At 69.9% G+C, this 17,703-nt stretch carries 14 protein-coding genes and 2 pseudogenes; 3 read left to right on the top strand and 13 right to left on the bottom strand.

Annotated elements, in window-relative coordinates; all coding sequences use genetic code 11:
• Positions 1-220: 220 nt before the first annotated feature.
• The 4 genes and pseudogenes from ACE4Q9_RS33235 to ACE4Q9_RS33220 form a co-directional block, all read right to left on the bottom strand.
• Positions 221-1,600 (bottom strand): annotated as a pseudogene (locus ACE4Q9_RS33235) (MFS transporter).
• A gap of 122 nt (positions 1,601-1,722) precedes the next feature.
• Positions 1,723-2,580, bottom strand: coding sequence for an aldo/keto reductase (locus ACE4Q9_RS33230; RefSeq protein ID WP_397988208.1), 858 nt, complete (start codon positions 2,578-2,580; stop codon positions 1,723-1,725).
• Positions 2,577-3,011, bottom strand: a complete 435-nt coding sequence (locus ACE4Q9_RS33225) for a cupin domain-containing protein (protein ID WP_397988207.1) — start codon at positions 3,009-3,011, stop codon at positions 2,577-2,579. Before ACE4Q9_RS33225 ends, ACE4Q9_RS33230 begins: the two co-directional genes overlap by 4 nt.
• A 73-nt stretch (positions 3,012-3,084) precedes the next feature.
• Positions 3,085-3,405: a carboxymuconolactone decarboxylase family protein gene (locus ACE4Q9_RS33220; RefSeq protein ID WP_397988206.1), complete on the bottom strand. Its 321-nt coding sequence runs from the start codon at positions 3,403-3,405 to the stop codon at positions 3,085-3,087.
• Positions 3,406-3,611: 206 nt separating this feature from the next.
• On the opposite strand from ACE4Q9_RS33220, the gene ACE4Q9_RS33215 reads away from it, so the two are divergent.
• Complete coding sequence (locus ACE4Q9_RS33215) at positions 3,612-4,499, top strand: helix-turn-helix transcriptional regulator (RefSeq protein ID WP_397988205.1); 888 nt, start codon at positions 3,612-3,614, stop codon at positions 4,497-4,499.
• A 138-nt stretch (positions 4,500-4,637) separates the two neighbouring features.
• On the opposite strand, the pseudogene ACE4Q9_RS33210 reads toward ACE4Q9_RS33215, so the two are convergent.
• Positions 4,638-4,895 (bottom strand): annotated as a pseudogene (locus tag ACE4Q9_RS33210) (Tn3 family transposase); the annotation flags it as partial.
• Between the two features lie 386 nt (positions 4,896-5,281).
• Positions 5,282-5,803, bottom strand: coding sequence for a hypothetical protein (locus tag ACE4Q9_RS33205; protein WP_397988204.1), 522 nt, complete (start codon positions 5,801-5,803; stop codon positions 5,282-5,284).
• A gap of 178 nt (positions 5,804-5,981) precedes the next feature.
• Here ACE4Q9_RS33205 and ACE4Q9_RS33200 point away from each other — a divergent pair, with 178 nt between their 5' ends.
• Both ACE4Q9_RS33200 and ACE4Q9_RS33195 read left to right on the top strand, forming a co-directional pair.
• The gene (locus tag ACE4Q9_RS33200; RefSeq protein WP_397988203.1) at positions 5,982-6,281 is read left to right on the top strand and encodes a transposase; all 300 of its coding nucleotides are present in this window, start codon (positions 5,982-5,984) and stop codon (positions 6,279-6,281) included.
• Positions 6,278-7,165: an IS3 family transposase gene (locus ACE4Q9_RS33195; protein WP_397988202.1), complete on the top strand. Its 888-nt coding sequence runs from the start codon at positions 6,278-6,280 to the stop codon at positions 7,163-7,165. The genes ACE4Q9_RS33200 and ACE4Q9_RS33195 overlap by 4 nt, the downstream gene beginning before the upstream one ends.
• Positions 7,166-7,202: 37 nt before the next feature.
• Here ACE4Q9_RS33195 and ACE4Q9_RS33190 read toward each other — a convergent pair whose 3' ends face one another.
• The 7 genes from ACE4Q9_RS33190 to ACE4Q9_RS33160 form a co-directional block, all read right to left on the bottom strand.
• Positions 7,203-7,910 carry an IS701 family transposase gene (locus tag ACE4Q9_RS33190; RefSeq protein ID WP_397988306.1) on the bottom strand — a complete coding sequence of 236 codons (708 nt, stop codon included), beginning with the start codon at positions 7,908-7,910 and terminating at the stop codon, positions 7,203-7,205.
• Positions 7,911-7,938: 28 nt separating this feature from the next.
• Entirely contained in the window at positions 7,939-8,097 is a 159-nt protein-coding gene (locus ACE4Q9_RS33185) for a hypothetical protein (RefSeq protein WP_397988201.1), read from the bottom strand.
• Positions 8,098-8,197: 100 nt separating this feature from the next.
• Entirely contained in the window at positions 8,198-9,436 is a 1,239-nt protein-coding gene (locus tag ACE4Q9_RS33180; protein ID WP_397988200.1) for an aminotransferase class I/II-fold pyridoxal phosphate-dependent enzyme, read from the bottom strand.
• Between the two features lie 20 nt (positions 9,437-9,456).
• Positions 9,457-12,588 carry an amino acid adenylation domain-containing protein gene (locus tag ACE4Q9_RS33175; RefSeq protein ID WP_397988199.1) on the bottom strand — a complete coding sequence of 1,044 codons (3,132 nt, stop codon included), beginning with the start codon at positions 12,586-12,588 and terminating at the stop codon, positions 9,457-9,459.
• A 250-nt stretch (positions 12,589-12,838) separates the two neighbouring features.
• Complete coding sequence (locus tag ACE4Q9_RS33170) at positions 12,839-13,759, bottom strand: SAM-dependent methyltransferase (protein ID WP_397988198.1); 921 nt, start codon at positions 13,757-13,759, stop codon at positions 12,839-12,841.
• A 68-nt stretch (positions 13,760-13,827) separates the two neighbouring features.
• Positions 13,828-14,496: a hypothetical protein gene (locus ACE4Q9_RS33165; protein ID WP_397988197.1), complete on the bottom strand. Its 669-nt coding sequence runs from the start codon at positions 14,494-14,496 to the stop codon at positions 13,828-13,830.
• 62 nt (positions 14,497-14,558) lie between these two features.
• The gene (locus tag ACE4Q9_RS33160) at positions 14,559-17,672 is read right to left on the bottom strand and encodes an amino acid adenylation domain-containing protein (RefSeq protein ID WP_397988196.1); all 3,114 of its coding nucleotides are present in this window, start codon (positions 17,670-17,672) and stop codon (positions 14,559-14,561) included.
• Positions 17,673-17,703 lie beyond the last annotated feature (31 nt).

Raw genomic sequence — 17,703 nt, 5'->3', positions numbered from 1 at the left:
GCAGCGCATCCACTCACTGTGGTGAACTGCGGTTTCGCCCAGCGGTGCGGACAGCGCCTCCACGGGTCACGGAATTTGAGCCAGAACCCGAGAACCGACAGCACTTGTACACGAAATTGGGAGGCGTAAGCGGCGCGTTGTGTTCGATATTCACGAGAAACGACGAGATCTGCTCGCGGCCCCTGCGGATGTCCTTCGGCTGGTCGTGAGTGCGGGCGGTTCAGAGGCGCTTGGTCGGTGCCAGGCGGGCGCTGGCCACGGCTGCCGCGAGGGCGACGGCCGCGGCGATGAGCAGGCTTTCGCGCATGCCGGTCATAAAGCCGGCGGGCTGGGCGAGCAGGGCGCCGAAGACCGCGACGGCGAGCGCGCCGCCGACCTGGCGGCTGGTGTTGAACACGCCGCTGGCGACGCCAGCCTGGTGGGCGGGGACGGCGTCGAGCAGGACGGCGGTTACCGGCGGCATGACCAAGGGGCCGGCCAGGCCGACCAGGACCAGGAGCGCAGCGATCTCCCACACGGGCGTGGAGGCGGGCAGTACGGCGAGCCGGACGAGTCCGGTGGCCATCAAGGCCAGGCCGCCTATGGCGAGGGCGCGGGCGCCGGCCCGTTCAGCGAGTCGTGCGCTGAAGGGGGTCAGGGCGGCGCCGATCAGCATCATGGGCAGAAATGCGGTGCCGGTGGCCAGCGCGGCCAGGCCCCTGACCTGTTGCAGGTAGAGGCTGATGACGAACGGCAGGCCGTAGTAGCCGACGATGAACGCGAACCCGATGACGACGGCAACGCTCACCGTGTGGGAGCGGAACAGCTCCAGCGGCATCATCGGGTGGCGGCCGCGGGCCTGAGCGGCCAGGAACGCGGCGAGCGCGAACGCCGTGATCACCCGCGGTGCGGTGAAGCCCGCGCTGCCAGCCTCGATCGCCCCGTAGGTCAGGGCGCCCATCGCGATCACCGCGCTGGCCTACCCGGCCCAGTCGAGGGGGACGCGTCGGTGGGGCGAACGGGGGGTGCGGGCGAGCAGGAGCAGGGCCGCCGCGGTGACGGGCAGGTTGATGAAGAAGATCCACCGCCAGGACAGCTGGGTGAGCAGTCCCCCGAGCACGGGGCCAGAGGAGGACGCCACCGCGCCGCCCATCGCCCAGATCGCCACCGCCCGCGCCCGGCGGCGCGCATCGGGGTAGGCGTGGCCGATCAGCGCCATGGAGGCCGGCATCATCACCGCGGCCGCCGCCCCTTGGACGAAGCGGGCGGCGACCAGCGCCCCGATGCCGGGGGCGAGGCCGCAGGCGGCCGATGCGGCGGCGAACACCGCCAGGCCCGCGGCCAGTGCGCGGCGGGCACCGATGCGGTCGGCCAGGGAGCCGGCGGACAGCAGCAGCGCGGCGAACATCAGGGTGTAGCCGTCGACGACCCACTGCAGGCCGGCGAGGCCGCCGCCGACGTCGCGCCGGATCGAGGGCAGGGCGACGTTGACGACGACAGCGTCGAAGGTGATGACGAAGAAGCCCAGCACCGCGGCCCCCAGCGCCGCACGGGCGGCGCCGCTTGGCCGGGCCGGCACGGCAGCTTCGGTGCCGGGGCAGGTGAGCACGGTGCGGTTCATGACGGCAGGTCCTCATAACGGGGTGGGATCACAGGCTCAGCCCGGTCTTGATGGCGCGGCGCGCGACCCGGCCGGTTGCGTCGTGGCCGGCCGTGGCGGCGCGAGGTGGCGCCCGTCCGGCGTCACTTGCCGCTGTAGACGGGGAAGGCGCTGTGCTCCCCGTAGTCCACGTCGCGCAGCTCTCGCAGGACGTCCATGTCGTCGCCGGAAATCTCGAAGTCGACCTCGGCGTTGGAGCGCATGTGCTCAGGGTTAGCCGTCTTGGGCAGCGACACCGTGCCCAGCTGCAGGGTGTAGCGGATGCACAGCTGGGGAACGGACACGCTGTACTTGTCCGCCATTGCCTGGACTTCGGCGTTCTTCAAGATCGCGCCGTGGGCGATCGGCGAGTACGCCTCGACGAGGATCTGCTTGCTCTCGCAGTAGGCCAGCAGGTCGGAGGGGGTGTTGCCAGCGTGCACGAGCAGCTGGTTCACGTGCGGAACGACACTCGCGCCCTCAAGGATGTTCTCCAGGTCGTGCTGCTGGAAGTTGGACACCCCGATGGAGCGGATCTTGCCGGCCCGGTGGGCGTCCTCCAGGGCACGCCACGCCTCACGGTTGCCCTGGGCGTAGTCGCCGCCGCGGAAGTCGTCCCACGGCTGCGGGCTGTGGATCAGCATCAGGTCGACGTAGTCCAGGCCCAGCGTGTCCAGGGAGCCGTCGATCGCGGCGAGCGCCTGGTCGTAGTCCTTGATCTCCGCGGCGAGTTTGGTCGACACGAACAGCTCGTCCCGGGCCAGCCCCGAGGTGCGCGCGCCCTCGCCGACGCCGCGCTCGTTGCCGTAGGCCTGGGCGGTGTCGATGTTGCGGTATCCGATTTCCACGGCTGCGCGGACCGCGTCGGCCGCCTTGTCGTCGTCGATGAACCAGGTGCCGAGCCCCAGCCTGGGGATCTCGACGCCGTTCGACAGCGTGTAGGTCTCGTTCAGGACGGTCATGCGTTCGCTCCGTTCTTCGGCAGCTGCCCGTACGCCTCGTCGGTGACGGGCTCCAGCCATTCGTTGCTGACGTTCTCGCCCGGCGTGATGAAGGCGACGTGGGAGAACCACGAGTCGGCCTTCGCACCGTGCCAGTGCTTCGTGCCCGCCGGGACGTGGACCACCGTTCCCGGCTCCATACTGACGGGCTCCTCGCCCTCGGCCTGGTACCAGCCGCTGCCCGCCGTACACAGCAGGATCTGGTCACCGCCCCCGGCCGTGCCGTGGTGGATGTGCCAGTTGTTGCGGCAGCCCGGCTCGAAGGAGACGTTGCTGACGGGAACGCTCCCCGAGGCCAGCGGGGCCAAGTAGCTCTGGCCGATGAAGTACGGCGCGAAGGCGTCGTTCTTCTCCCCAAGGGGGAACATCTGGTCGAATCCGTTGTCAGTCATCCGGTTCTCTCCTCATCGGTTCCGTACAGCCCACCGGCTGTGCCGGGTGTTGTTGCGCCACTCGCGCCGGGGGTCAGGCGCCGCGCTCGTCGGCGATCTTCTTCAACTGCGTGATCGCGGTCATCGCGTTGGGCCAGCCGGCGTAGAACGCCAGGTGCGTGATCGCCTCGGACAGCTCCTCCACGCTCAGCCCGTTGTCCAGGGCTACGCCGAGGTGGTAGCCGAGCTGCTCGCTGCGGTACAGCGCTGCCAGCACGCTCACGGTCACCAGACTGCGGTCCCGGGGCGACAGCCCGGGGCGCTCCCAGACATCACCGAAGAGGACCTCGTTGGTGACCTCGACCAGCTTCGGAGCGATTCCGGCAAGCTCCTGGGGCGCGTGCTGCTTCGGCATGAGCGGTGACTCCTTGATCGAACGGATGGGCCGAGCCGGTTCCGGGTTCCACGGCAGCCGCCGTGAACCGTTCCGGTCGGCCACCGATGGCTCCGGCGGCCTCTGATATCGAGGAAACCCCAGCTCAAGAAGGTGGAGAAGGGCCTGCCGTTACAGGTACTGACAGGACCCCCCACGTGCGCGCCGTCCGGCTTAGCGTGGAAAGCATGAGCACCGAGAGCGACATCCGCGAGTTCCTGGCCTCCCGCCGCGCCAAGATCACCCCGCAGCAGGCCGGGCTGCCCGCCTACGGCGGCAACCGGCGCGTGCCCGGCCTGCGCCGCGAAGAAGTCGCCCTGCTCGCCGGCGTCAGCATCGACTACTACGTCCGCCTGGAGCGCGGCCACCTCGCCGGAGCCTCCGAGGAAGTCCTTGACGCCGTCGCCAACGCCCTCCAGCTCGACGACGCCGAACGCGCCCACCTGTTCGACCTCGCCCGCGCCGCCGCCAAGCGCCCCGCCCGCCGCACCCGCCGCCCTGCCGGGGCCCTCCCCGACAGCGTTCTGCGCGTCCTGGCCTCCATGACCGACTCCCCGGCCTTCATCCGCAACGGCCGCCTCGAAATCCTCGCCACCAACCCCCTCGGCCGCGCCCTCTACGCCCCCCTGTTCCCCCACCCCACTGCCAAGACCACCAACATCGCCCGCGCCCAGTTCCTCACCCCCGCCGGCCGCGACTTCTTCCCCGACTGGGAAGCCGGCGTGAACACCACCGTCGCCCTGCTGCGCACCGAGGCCGGACGCGCCCCGCACGACACCGAGCTGACCGGGCTGATCGGCGAGCTCGTCACCCGCAGCGAGGAGTTCCGCACCGCCTGGGCCAAGCACAACGTGCGCCTGCACCACACCGGCCGCAAAGCGTTCCACCACCCCGCCGTCGGCGACCTCACCCTCGACTTCGACGCCATGGAGCTACCCGCCCAGCCAGGACTGACTTTGACCGCCTACAGCGCCGCCCCCGGCTCCCCCGAGCACGACGCCCTGCGGCTCCTCGCCACCTGGGCCGCCACCGAGCACCCGTCAGACGCAGGGGACCTCCCCAGCATCGTCAACTGACATCACTTGCGACAGGAACTGATCACACCAATCCGGCAGAGCCCGTGCTGCCCGGAATCATGAACTGTTCGATTCCTACGGCGGGGCGAGTGCTGTCCAAACTCATGAACAACTGCTGTCGGTTCTCGTGGCAGAGCCACCGAGCTGGTCCTCCATGCCCTCGCGGTAGTGCTGGCGCAGTTCGCCCCGCTGCCCGAAGAAGATCTTCCGGGCGAGGCGGTGGCGGGCCTCGGTGACGTTGAGCTGGGCGCCGATCATCCGCCGGTATCCCTCGTCGGAGACGAACTGGAGCAGGTGCAGGGTCTTGAAGACCCGCCCGTAGTGGGCGAACGCGTCGCCCAGCCCGGTCGGCTTGCCGTCCCGGGAGAGCATGCGGATCAGGTCGTGGCCGCGGACCTCACTGCTCTACAACCGTTCGGACGACACCGAGTTCGTGGGCTCCGCCGAGGGACCCGCAGACGGGACCGCTGGGCGAGGACGACAAAGTCATGCGGATGCGCGTGACCGGGGCCCGTCGAGGGGCCGGCCGCCAGTCCAGTGCGGCAGAGGCTGGGCCGTCCCTGAGCCGTACGAGGTCACCCGACGTCGACCGACAACGACAGAAGCCCACGGCATCTGAGCAGCTCAGAGCCGTGGGCTTCGTCAGGCCCGCTGGTAGGCGGAATCTGTGATCAGTAGACCGGCTACTGATCACACCTCGCGGTGCTTGACTTTCGTCCATGGAACGTCACTGCCCTCTCGGGCCCTCATCGGAGGTGAACGGGTTTCCGCGGCGGTAGGTGTCAGTTCCACAGCAGCTCAACCACGGCACGGACCTTGCCGCGCCAGGCGAGTGCTCGCACATCAGCCCGCAGAAGCGTGCCCGGCCACAACCAGGCATGCCGGCGGCTCCTTCCCACGATGTCACCACTGCACGCAGCCGCTACCGCGCCGACCACCGGGATACACAAGATCATCGACAGCACCGGCAGAATACCGCCCTCTATGCTCACCAGGACCTCGCCGAGGAAGAGTGTTCCGGCAACAAGTCCCGCCAGAAGCCGGCGAAGCAGCCCACGAGAAGTCAGCCAGTCGGGTGCGACCGCCAGCGTCGCCCCGAGCAACAGACCCAGCACCACGCCCGCGAACAGACTGCCGCCCACGAGGATCACTTCGGAGACGAGAGCCGAAGGCACGCCGTGCCAGTGCCCCAGCACCGCCGCGACCATCACGCTGGCCGTCCACACGGCGCCCCAACCCAGCGCGCAGACTCCTCCGACAACCAGGCCGAGCCGCAGGCCCCGCATCACTACGCCACGCTTCACCGATGCCCCCTCGCGTCGCAGCTTACGTCCAAGGACGCAAGCCTTTACCAGCGGAAGGCTTCTGACATCCACGGCTGACATCAACGACGCCGGATGGGGGCGTACACCAGCTGAACCTTCCCCTTGATCGTGGACACCTGGAGACTGGGTCCTGAGGTTCCAGAGGAAGTAGCACCAGGTGGGAAGCAAGTACACGAAGCGGTACACCGAAGAGTTCAAGCGGGACGCGATCGCGCTCGTCGACTCCTCGGGCAAGACGGTCACGGCGATCGCCCGGGAACTCGGCATCAGCTCCGAGTCGCTGCGCGGCTGGTACCGCAAGGCCAAGGCGGACAGGGGCGAAGGCACCACCGGCGAATTGAGCAGTGCCGAGCGCGAGGAGCTCAGGCGGCTGCGGCGGGAGAACCGTGAACAGCAGCAGACGATCGAGATCCTGAAAAAAGCGACCGTCTTCTTCGTGAAGGAGAACGACCGGTGAGCGAGTTGTACCGGTTCATCCATGCGGAGAAGGCGAACTACCCGATCGTTCTGCTGTGCCGGGTGCTGCACGTCGCCCGCTCCTCCTACTACGCGTGGCGCGAGGGCGAGGCCGCCCGCCATGCCCGGCAGGCCGCTGACGACGCGCTCGCGCACGAGATCACCGTGGTGCACATCGCCTCCCGCCGCACCTACGGTGTCCCGCGCATCCACGCCGAACTGCGGCGTCTGGGCCGGCGGGTGAACCGCAAGCGCATCGCCCGCGTGATGCGCGAGCGCGACATCCGAGGCGTCACCCGGCGCAAGCGGCGCTCGCTGACCCGGCCCGACAAGAAGGCGAAGCCGGCCCCGGACCTGATCGGCCGCGACGTTCACGCCGAGCGCCCTGGGATCAAACTGGTCGGCGACATCACTTACCTGCCCACCGCCGAGGGCTGGCTCTACCTCGCCTGCTTGCTGGACCTGGCCACCCGCGAGGTCGTCGGCTACGCCATGGCCGACCACCACCGCGCCGAGCTCGTCGTCGATGCCCTCGACATGGCCCACGGCCGAGGGAACCTGGAACCCGGCTGCGTGATCCACAGCGACCGCGGCAGCGAATACACCTCGACCCAATTCCGCCTACGAATAGAGGAGTTGGGACTGCGGGCCAGCTGCGGACGCACCGGATCATGCTTCGACAACGCGGCCGCGGAGAGTTTCTGGGCCCTACTCAAGGAAGAGATCGGCACCCGCGTCTGGCCCGACCGGGCAACCGCCCGCGCCGAGGTCTTCATCTTCATCGAGACCTTCTACAACCGCCGCCGCCTACGCAAACACAAGGTCTTCGGCTACCTCACCCCCGCCGAGACCAGGCAGCGGCATCAGCACACCCTCGCCGTATAACGAACTAGTGTCCAAGATTACGGGGAAACTTCACGGCCTAGAAGCACTCTTCGATGGCCCAGCGTGAGCCGGCGACGCGGGCCAGCTCACCGATCTCGACACCAACGGGTGCGTAGGCGAGGTAGTAGGCGAGCTGGCTGGGATCGGACAGGCTGCGTCGGGCCATCACCCAGCGGTGATGGGTGGGTGGGTCCGGGTCGAGGATGATGTTGGCGGGCAGTTTGGCCGCGGCCCAGTCGTAGACGCGCGGCCCCTTGGCTCCATCGCCGCAGGACAGCCGCTGCCAGGCGTCGTCGGGTGCTTCCTCGATGAGCTGGTCGATGCGCCAGATGCCGGCCAGGGACTTGATCTGCTGGGACTTCGGCACCGCCACTACGTAGCCGACGTCGAGCCGTTCGAGCAGGTGGCGGAAGGACCAGTTCTCTCCGTAAGCCTCACCGGCGGTCACCCAAGCAGCGGGCAGCCCTGCGGCGAGGCAGCGGAGGACCAGGCCCCTGGCCAGCTCGCCCTTGGTCGCGAAGGTGCGCTCGTCGGGGATCTTCGCTTCCCGGCACCGCTCTCGATCCTTGGTCCAGGACTTGGGCAGATAGAGCTCGCGGTCGACTAGGGCTCTGCCATGGCCGGTGGCGTAGGCCGCGAAGACACCGATCTGGCAGTTGTCGATCTTTCCGGACGTGCCGGTGTACTGCCTCGCCACCCCGGCCGATGTGCTGCCCGACCGTGAGGTGCGACTAATCCGCCTCACCACGTAGGACACGGTCTTAGACGGTGTCCTACGCGGTGAGCGGACGTGTCGTTTGTGGCTCACCACCTCGGCGGATCTGTGCGGCGGCGACGCAGACGCGGGCGAGTACCTGCGGGCGCAGGTCGCCGTGGTCCGGCAGCCGCTCGGCGAGCGCGTCGGCGAGGGCGCCCTCGATGTCCCAGAACACGCGGGCGCGGCCAGGGCCCGTGGACAGATCGCGGGGCGGGGCGCCGACGAATCGGATCGCAAGGCCGCCGTCGAACTCACCGGCGGCAGCCAGGAGCCCGTTAAGGACCCCGGCGAGCGGGGTTTCGTCGGCTCGACGGGCCGGGAGTTCTGCGGCGCTCGAGGAAACGGGCCAGCCTGGTGACCGCTTCGGTGAGGACGTCGGGCGGGGGCAGGGTGACCATGCGCAGGTGGCCGGGCGGGACGGGTCCGAGGCCGGACCCGGGAACGACGAACAGCCCCTCCTCGTGCAGCAGGTCGGAAACCAGGCTCTCGTCGTCGCCCAGACGGTACTGACCGGGGCTGATGCCGGGGAAGACGTAGAACGCGCCGTGGGGTTTGACGGTCCGTACGCCCGGGATGTCGGCGAGCAGCCGCCACAGGTGGTCTCGCCGAAGGTACAGCGCACCTCCCGGGGCGGTCAACGCTGTTGTGTCGTCGATGCGCAGCGCGGCTGCCACAGCGCGTTGCGCGGGAACGTTCGGGCACAGCCGCAGCGACGCAAGGGTGTCCAACGCGGCGACGTAGTCGCGCGCGGGGCCGCGGCAACCGGTCAGTGCCAGCCATCCCATGCGGTAGCCGGGGATGCGGCTGCGTTTGGACAACCCTCCGAAGGTCAGGCAGGGTACGTCCGGGGCGCACTTCGCGAGTGGTGTGTGCAGGGTGCCGTCGTAGAGGAAGTCGGCGTATATCTCGTCGGCCAGGAGGACCAGGCCGTGTCTGCGGGCGACGTCGGCGATGCCGTCGAGGACCCAGCGAGGCCATACGGCGCCGGTGGGGTTGTTGGGGTTGATCACCACGATGGCTCGCGTCCGGTCGGTCACCCGGCGGGCGACGTCCCCCGGGTCCGGGTACCAGTCGGAGGCTTCGTCGCACGGGTAGTGCACCGGCCGGCCGCCCGCCACGACGACGGAGGCGGTCCACATGGGATAGTCCGGTGCCGGGATGAGAACCTGGTCACGGGGATCCAGGAGCGCGTGCAGGGACAGGGGTGCGAGTTCCGAAACTCCGTTGCCGAGGTAGACGTCGCACGAGCGTACGGTGTCGAGTCCCTTGCCGCGGTAGTGCCGGGCCACCGCGTCACGGGCGTCCGGAAGTCCGGCGGCGCCGCTGTATCCGCAGGAGTCGTCGAGGCGGTCACGCACCGCCCGCACCACCTCACGAGCGGGTGGCAGACCGTGCGCGGCGGGGTCTCCGAGGCTCAGCGTGAGTACGTCCTCCCCGGCGGCTCGCATGCGTTCGGCCTGTGCCGCCAGCGGACCGCGCAGACTGTAGGAGACACCTGACAACTTACGCGACATGCCGATATGCGTGCGCGACGTCATACCGTGCCCCCGCGAACAGATGCGGCGCGGTCGGATGCGGAGGGCGGCGCAAGGAACCCGGTGCGCCTGAATTCGCGCAGGTAGGTGTCGAGCAGCCCGGCATCGACGGGCGGACAGACGAGTCCGCTACCGGCGAGTGCGGCGTCGGTGTTGTGGCGGCTGAAGGCGGGGAAGACACCGTCGGTGTACATCTGCTTGACCGAGACCTCACTGTCATGGGCCGGTTCGACGAACATGGCGACATATGGGGCCATGGGGTGGTCGGGCAGCCGGGCCGTCAGCTCGGCGAGCATCTCCGTCCACGCGTCATAGGGCACGGTCCGCACCGAATAGCCCAAAGCGCTCAGGCGCTCCACGAGCAGGGGCAGGCGGCCCGGGCGGGGGTTGGTGAGGTGGTAGACGCGGCCGTCGGGTTCCTGGTGAGTGATGAGGTGTGTGATCGCGTCCGCGGTGTAGTCCACCGGCACGAAGTCCAGCGGCAGGGCCATGTCCGGGGCGAGGCCGGTCTCGGCGATGGTCCGGAACAGGGCGCACATCATGGTGTCGGTGTTCCACACGCCCCGCTCCACCGTGCCGGTCACCTCGTAGGGGCGGTGGACGGCCACGGGCAGGCCGCGTCGTCCGGCCTCAATGACGAGGTTCTCGGCGACCCATTTGGTCTCGGGGTAGCCCAGGGACAAGCGGTCGGCGTGGTCGAGCGGTGTGTTCTCGTCGACGTGCGCCACACCGGCGGTGCCGAACCCGGCGATCACCGCGATGGTGGAGATGTGATGGAGCGGCTTGGTGGTGTGCTCGCCCGCCAATTCCAGGACGGTGCGGGTGCCACCGACGTTGATCGGCGCGAGCGCGCGGTAGGGGTAGGCGAAGTTGACCCGTGCGCCGCAGTGCACGATCAAGTCGATCTCACGGGCCAGCCGGTCCCAGTCTCCGTCGGACAGCCCGAAGTGCGGCTCGGCCAGCTCTCCCGGTACCGGGACGACCCGGTCCAGCAGCGGTTCGGGATTGAGGCCGTAGCGCCGCATCCTGGCCGCCAGCCGCGCGAGGGCCTGAGGTGGGTCGTCGGCGCGGATCAGACAGTGCACTCGCTCCACGCCCTCCCGCAGCAGCCGGTCGACGAGGTAGACCCCCAGGAAGCCGGTTGCACCGGTCAGCAGCACCTGGCATGGGACCCGGGCCGCGGCCGTCGCGGGCGCGGTGTAACGCAGGTCCGGGTCGAGTCGGCTCTCGATCGCGAAGTTTGTGTCCGGGGCGGTGGATTCCTCGTGACCGTCGAGTAAGTCCTGCACCGTCGCGGCGAAGTGCCGCAGGGACGGGTCCTCGACCAGACTGCGGATCATCGCACGCCCGAACTCGGCCGCGACTCCGAGCCGTTCGCGCACCGCGGCGGTGACCTGGGTGGCACGCAGCGACGTACCACCGAGGGCGAAGAAGTGCGCGTCGCGCCCGACCACGTCCGCATTGAGGACATCGCGCCACACGCTCGTGAGGATCTCCTCCACCTCTCCGCGGGGCGCGTCGTCGCGGGCGGACGAAGCGGCGGGCGAGGCGAGGGCGGACAGCGACCTGCGGTCGACCTTGCCACTGGAGGTGAGGGGGAGCGCGTCCACCAGCGCGATCCGCGTCGGCGTCATGTAGCTGGGCAGCCGGTCGCGTACGTGCTCGTGCAGGCGAGCCGTGAGGTCCTTCTGGTCACGTCCGGTGTGCGCCACGACAGCGGCCACCAGCCGCTGCCCCGCCCCTTCGCCGACGACATCGACCGCCGTCTGACGCACGTGCGGATGCGCCGACAGCACGGACTCGACCTCGTCCAGCTCGACGCGGTAACCGCGGATCTTGACCTGCCGGTCGCGCCGCCCGAGGAATTCGAGCGCTCCGTCCTCGCGCCACCGTGCCATGTCGCCGGTGCGGTAGAGCCGTCCGCGTATTTCGTCGGGGCTCCACCGGTCCTCGACGAAGTGTTCCGCCGTCCTGCGCGGATCGCCGAGATACCCCAGTGCAACTCCGTCCCCGCCGACCCAGAGTTCGGCCGTCTCACCGGGAGCGGCGACCGTGCCGTCCTCACGCACCACGTAGGCGGTCGAGCCCGCGACCGGCACCCCGATGGGCACGTTCTCGGCCTGCGAGGACAGCTCGTCCAACCGGTACACGGTGGACAAGGAGGAGTTCTCGGTGGGCCCGTAGCCGTTGAGGAACACGTCCGGCCCGCCCTTCGTCAGAACGGCGTGCACGGCCCGGGGGTTGAGTACGTCACCGCCCGCGATGAGAAGACGCAGCCCGGCGAAGAGGTGAGGTACGAGGTGGGCGTGCTGGTGGAAGAGGCCCGCGCTCAGCCACATCACGCTGACGCCCCGGCCGCTCACCACGTTCTCCAGCGCCTTGGAGTCCAACAGGTCCGGGTCCTGCACGAGTAGGAGGCAGGCGCCGTTCAGCAGAGTGGCGAAGATCTCGAAGCAGGAGACATCGAACGTCAGATCGGTGGTCGCGAGGACGCGGTCGTCGGGCCGGATGCGCAGTTCCCCCGCCCCGCGGGCCAGCCTGGTCTGGCCGCGGTGGGGACACACCACGCCCTTGGGAGCGCCGGTCGATCCCGACGTGTAGATGACGTACGCCGCCTCATCGGCGGCACGTTCACCCCACCACCGGGGATCGGCGTCCTCGGGGCCACCGAACAAGTCGTCGGCGCAGACGGCGGTCGTGGAGTCCGGCACCTCCACGGGCTCGTCCGCACCGTGCACAGCCACCCGGACGTCGGCGTCCCGCATGATCCCGTTCAGCCGGTCGGCGGGCTGGTCCGGACCGAGCGGGAGGTATACCCCGCCCGCGTGCAGGACCGCGAGGATGGCGGCCACTGCCGCCGGCGACCGCCGCATTACCACCCCTACCACGTCCCCGGCGCCGATCCCGTGTGCCCGCAGCGCCGTGGCGCCGCGCCGGGCTCGCGCTGCCAGCTCCTGGTAGGTCCATGCCCCGTCCGCCCATTCGACGGCCGTCGCTTCGGGCCGGGCGTCGACCTGTTCCGCGAAGAGCAGAGGAATGGTGGCCGTCCGGGGATAGCTCGCGGACACCCGATTCCAGTCATGAGCATGCTGGGGCAGGGAGGTGGGGGTGGTTTCGTCTGGTGTTGCCACGTCGACTCCTTGGATTCGGTTAGGTGGTCGAGGCCGTCGTTCTCCGGCGTCATCCGCTGGTGGCTGACGCGGTGACGCGAAATGCGTGCGGTTAGGCCCGTCGGGCACCATGCGCGGCAGTACCCGGGGCGAGATGTCGGGCGCGCGTACGGGAAATGCCGTACGGCGCCGCGGTGACGGCGGACCTCAGGATCCGCCGTCCAGGAGCAGCCGTTGGGCGCCGCGCCGAGGGAGGCCGGTACCGACTGTCCTATGCGGAGACCCGTTCGGCGACGATGCTGTGGACCGATGCTTCCCGCCGGAGCAGGGCGACCGCCAGATCCGAGGCCATGCACCGGATCGCCTCCAGGGGCGAGCTCGCCTCCTTGGGGAAGTGGACGTCGATGTTGCTCTTGAGCTCCAGCACCCAGCGGGCGGCGTCCTCCGCGCAGGGCAGCACTCGCTCGTCCCTGATCCGGAAGCCGCTGTCCCGCATGACGTCGATGACGTAGCGCAGCGACTTGCGGTGCCCCAGCGCCAGATGGTCCGCGTCCGCGGGCAGACGCGGCTCACGGGCCAGCAACTCCTCGCTGTAGAGCGTCTCGGAGACGACGAGCAGCGACCCCGGCCGCATGCGCCGGGACAGCGCCTCGGTCGCGGTCTCGTACACCTGAGGAGGGAGGTGCGTGATGACTCCCCGGGCGAGCACCAGGTCGTAGGGCTGTTCAGGGTCGGGCAGCTCGGCGATGTCAGCGGCGTCGCACAGATACAAGTGGACGCGGCCCGGGCGGGGCACGTCGCGTACAAGGCCCGCGCAGTGGGTGAGTTGCTCGGCGCTGATGTTCACGCCGTCCAGGCGCGGACAGTCGGGAAAGGCCTGCGCGAGGTGCCTCAGCGTCGCTCCCCACCCGCATCCCACGTCCAGGATGCGTCGCAGGCGCGTGTGCCCGGGCCTCTCGCCTGTGGCGAGGGCGAGTTGCTGTTCCAGGTACCGGAGCCCTGCCTCGTCGAGGGACACGGGGCGAGGCGCGTCCGGATGATCGAAGGCGCCCCACTGGAAATGCAGTTGCTCGCCGATGACCTTCTGCCAGTCTGCCGGGGAGTCCTCGTAGGCCCGGACCACGTGGTCTCGGAACGGATCGCTCTGGTGGCTCGGCAGTACCTCGTACGTCGGTTCGTCGGTGCCGTTCAACACGGCTTCCTTTCGGTAGGCTTGTTGCGGGGCCGGGGTGGTCGTTCCGGCGCCGCAGGTTCACCGGATCAAGCCAGATCGGCCGTCGTGGCCTTCCAGACGCCCAGCAGCGCGTCCGCGACGCAGTGGGCGTGGAACAGCGTCTCCTGGGGGTTGTCACCGCGGTCGAGGCCGTCCTGGGCAACGGCCAGGGCGAGTTCCTCCAGAGCGCCGTCGCCGGGGTCGTCGTAGTAGTCGAGGAACTCCTGCGGCACCGGGGCGCCGGTCTCCCGCAGGCGTCGTGCGACGGCGGTGGCGCCGGAGTAGTAGACCCGCATGTCGGTGTGGGCCGCCAGGGCTGCCGCGCTCTGGCTCCCGGACGCGGCGATCCAGGACATGGCGCCGTGGAAGGAGTAGGCGCCGCCGTCCGCCGTCCGGCCCGCCAGGTCGGTCTCGGACATCCCGAGGGCCCGGGCCACCTCGCGCAGCTTGGGCGTGGCCTCGTGGACGATGCGTGCCAGAGTCACCCAGAGTTCGGCGGAGGGCCGGTGGGGGAACCGGGCCAGCAGGGTGCCGTACGCGACGAGTTCCACCGGGTGGGCCTGGTACTCGACCGCGACCAGACGGCGCAGGGGTTCGAGGACGCCGGGGCCCGTGACGGGTGCCAGGACGAGCGGGCTGCCAGGAGCTTCGCCGCTGAAGCGCTGCCGGACGTCTTCCGCCAGGGCTTTGGCGTCAGTGTGGTTTCGGGCGGTCATGTGATTCCCTTCGGAGGTGGTCGGCGACGGGCGACCGTCGCCGGTTCGGGTGGGTGGCCGGCTCAGGCGACGACGCCGGTGGCTTCCGGTGGCGGTAGGTACCCGCTCTCCCGGAGACGTCCGAGGTAGAGGTCGATCAGCCGGGCGTCCACCGGCGGGCAGGCCAGCCCGGCGTCCGCCGACACACGGTCGGTGTTGTCGCGGCCGAGCCGGGGGAACGCGCTCGTGAAGTACGGCTGTTCGGCCGCGAGATCCGTGCCGGGTGCCGATTCGACGAGCAGTGGGAGGTACGGCGTCATCGGGTGCGGGGGGTCTGCATCGACCGCCCGGACGACCCCGGAGACCCATTCCTGGTATGTGACCGTGCGTACCCGGTAGGACAGGGCACGTAGACGGTCCACGAGCAGGGACAGGCGTGCCGGGTCGGGATTGGCGATGTGGTAGACGCGGCCGTCGGGCCGCTGGTGGGTGATCACCCGGGTGATCACGTCCGCGGTGTAGTCCACGGGGACGAAGTCGAGCGGCAACGGCACGTCGGGGGCCTCGCCGCCTTGCGCGATCGTGCGGAACAGCGCGCACATCAGGGTGTCGGTGTTCCACACCCCCCGGTCACTGGTGCCCGTGACTTCGCATGGGCGGAGGATCGACGCGGGAAGCCCCTGACGCGCGGCTTCCGCCACCAGTTTCTCGGCGACCCACTTGGTTTCCGCGTAGCCGCCTGGCAGCCGGTCGGGATGGGCGGGCAAAGTGTGCTCCGTCGCGTGCCGGACGCCCGCGAGGCCAAGGCCGGCGAGTACACCGACGGTGGAGATGTGGTGCAGGGGTTTGAGCCGGTGCACGGCGGCCAGTTCGATGACCGTACGCGTGCCGCCGATGTTGTCCGGAGCCAGCGCTTCATAGGGGTAGGCGAAGTTGACCCGCGCGCCGCAGTGCACGATGAGGTCGCTGTCCTGTGCCAGTCGGTCCCAGGCGGTGTCGCCGAGCCCGAACCGCTTGGCAGACAGGTCGCCCGGGATCACCGTGACCCGGCCGCCCAGCATGTGCGGGTCCAGGCCGTAGCGTCGCATCCGGGCGGCCATGCGCGCGGCGCCGTGCGCCTCGTCCCGGGTGCGGACGAGACAGTAGAGGTGCTCCGCACCGGCCCGCAGGAGCCGGTCGACGAGATGGACGCCAAGGAAGCCGGTGCAACCGGTGACGAATGCCCGTCCGAGGTTTCCGGCTTCGGGCAGGGGCCCGGTGAAGGGCATCGCCCGGTGCAGTTGCGCCTCTGCGTGGAAGTCCGGTTTGGTGGGTGACACCCACGCCGTCCCCTGCTCGGCGAGATGCCGCGCCCGCTCCGTGAAAGCCCCGAGGGTCGGATTGTTCAGCAGCTCGCGGACGAGGCCACTGCCGTCGGTCGGGGCGATGCCGAAGTGGCGGCGGGTGGCCGCGGCGACGTGTGTCGCTGTCAACGAGGTGCCGCCCAAGGCGAAGAAGTCGTCCTCCCGGCCGAGGCTCTCCCTGCCCAGCGCCTCGCACCAGATCCGCTCGATGGCGCTCTCGTCCGCACGTGCCGGCGCTCCGCCCCCGCATCCACCGGCCGCCGGCTGCGTGAGCCGGGCCAGGAGGCGGCCGCGATCCGCCTTGCCGCTTGTCGTCAGCGGCAGGTCCGGGACGCAGACCAGCCTGCCGGGCACCATGTGGGCCGGCAGGCGGTCCCGGACGTGGTCGTGCAGACGCGCGACCAGGACGGTGCCGTCAATGCCAGGGGCGCCGACCACGACCGCCCCCAAGTGCTGCCCCGGTCCTTCGCCCAGCACGTCGACAGCGGCCTCCCGGACATTGGGATGGCCGCACAGCACGGCCTCGACCTCGTCCAGCTCGATCCGGAAGCCCCGCAGCTTCACCTGCCTGTCCGTGCGTCCCAGGAACTCCAGCACGCCGTCGTCCCGCCAGCGCACGATGTCGCCCGTCCGGTAGAGACGGCCGCGCGGATCGTCACCGAAACGGTCGGGGACGAAGCGCTCCGAGGTCCGTTCCGGGTCGTTGAGGTAGCCGATCGCCACGCCGTCCCCGCCCACCCACAGCTCCCCTTCCTCTCCGGCCTCGGCCAGGCTGCCGTCGCATCGCACCACGTGGACGGTGGTGGCAGGCACCGGCTTGCCGATAGGGACGAGCTCCGCCTGGTCAGAAAGGTCGCGAACCGTGTACGAGGTGCTGATGACGCCGTTCTCCGTCGGCCCGTAGCCGTTGACCAGGACGCCCGGCGCGCCGTGGTTCAGTACGGCGCGGACGGCGCCGGGGCTGACGGAGTCGCCGCCCACCATCAGACATCGCAGCCCGGAGAACATGCGAGGCGCGGACCCGGCGTGAACGTGGAACAGGCCGGCGGCCAGCCACAGGGTGGTGATGCCCTGGTCGCGCAGGCACTGCGCCAGCGCCTCCGTGTCGAGCAGGACGTCGGGTTCCGGGAGTACCAGGCACGCCCCGTTGAGCAAGGTGCAGAAGATCTCGTAGCAGGAGACGTCGAACGTCGGGCTGGCCGTGGCGAGCAGGCGGTCGCCGGGCCCGGGAACCGCCGGATGGACGGCGGTCACGAATCGGACCAGCCCCCGGTGGTGGCACAGCACGCCCTTGGGCACACCGGTCGAACCGGAGGTGTAGATAAGGTACGCGGCGTCCGTGGCCGCCCGTCCCGTGGTGCGGCACGGTTCCGTCCGGGCCGCCCGCACCCCTTCCAACTCGTGGGTGGTGACGCGGACGAGCGGGAGGGACGGGGGGACAGCGGCGCCGGGCAGGGTCACCAGACACCTGGCCGCGGCGTCCCGGATCATCGCGGTGATCCGTCTGCCGGGGGTGCCGGGGTCGAGGGGCAGGTGGATGGCGCCTGCCTCCAGGACGGCGAGCGTGGTCACCACCGACTGCGGGGAGCGGTCCAGGAGCACGGCGACGACGTCACCGTCGCCCACGCCGCGGGCCCGTAACTGTTCGGCGGCGTGGAGCACCCTGTCGTGGAGTTCCCGAAACGTCCAGCGGCCACCGCTCCACACCAGCGCCTCGCTGTCGGGGGACTGCCGTACCTGCTGGGTGAACAAGTCCGGGAGCAGAGCGTCGCGGGGGTAGTCGGTACGGGTGTCGTCGTACGCGCGGACGTGCCCGGGGGCGCGGCCGTTCGGGGTGGGCGCCGTCGACGGCATGAGCGCATCCTTTCGTGAGTGGTCCAGTCGG

The sequence above is a fragment of the Streptomyces sp. AM6-12 genome, assembly GCF_044327085.1.
In the GTDB taxonomy this organism is placed as follows: Bacteria; Actinomycetota; Actinomycetes; order Streptomycetales; family Streptomycetaceae; genus Streptomyces.
Note: the sequence above shows the minus strand (reverse complement) of the source record. Positions and strands in the feature narration are given on the sequence as shown.

Excerpts from the sequence above, each read along its gene's own strand:
- ACE4Q9_RS33230 (WP_397988208.1), bottom strand. The coding sequence starts at position 2,580 with ATGACCGTCCTGAACGAGACCTACACGCTGTCGAACGGCGTCGAGATC.
- ACE4Q9_RS33225 (WP_397988207.1), bottom strand. The coding sequence starts at position 3,011 with ATGACTGACAACGGATTCGACCAGATGTTCCCCCTTGGGGAGAAGAAC.
- ACE4Q9_RS33220 (WP_397988206.1), bottom strand. The coding sequence starts at position 3,405 with ATGCCGAAGCAGCACGCGCCCCAGGAGCTTGCCGGAATCGCTCCGAAG.
- ACE4Q9_RS33215 (WP_397988205.1), top strand. The coding sequence starts at position 3,612 with ATGAGCACCGAGAGCGACATCCGCGAGTTCCTGGCCTCCCGCCGCGCC.
- ACE4Q9_RS33180 (WP_397988200.1), bottom strand. The coding sequence starts at position 9,436 with ATGTCGCGTAAGTTGTCAGGTGTCTCCTACAGTCTGCGCGGTCCGCTG.
- ACE4Q9_RS33165 (WP_397988197.1), bottom strand. The coding sequence starts at position 14,496 with ATGACCGCCCGAAACCACACTGACGCCAAAGCCCTGGCGGAAGACGTC.
- ACE4Q9_RS33160 (WP_397988196.1), bottom strand. The coding sequence starts at position 17,672 with ATGCCGTCGACGGCGCCCACCCCGAACGGCCGCGCCCCCGGGCACGTC.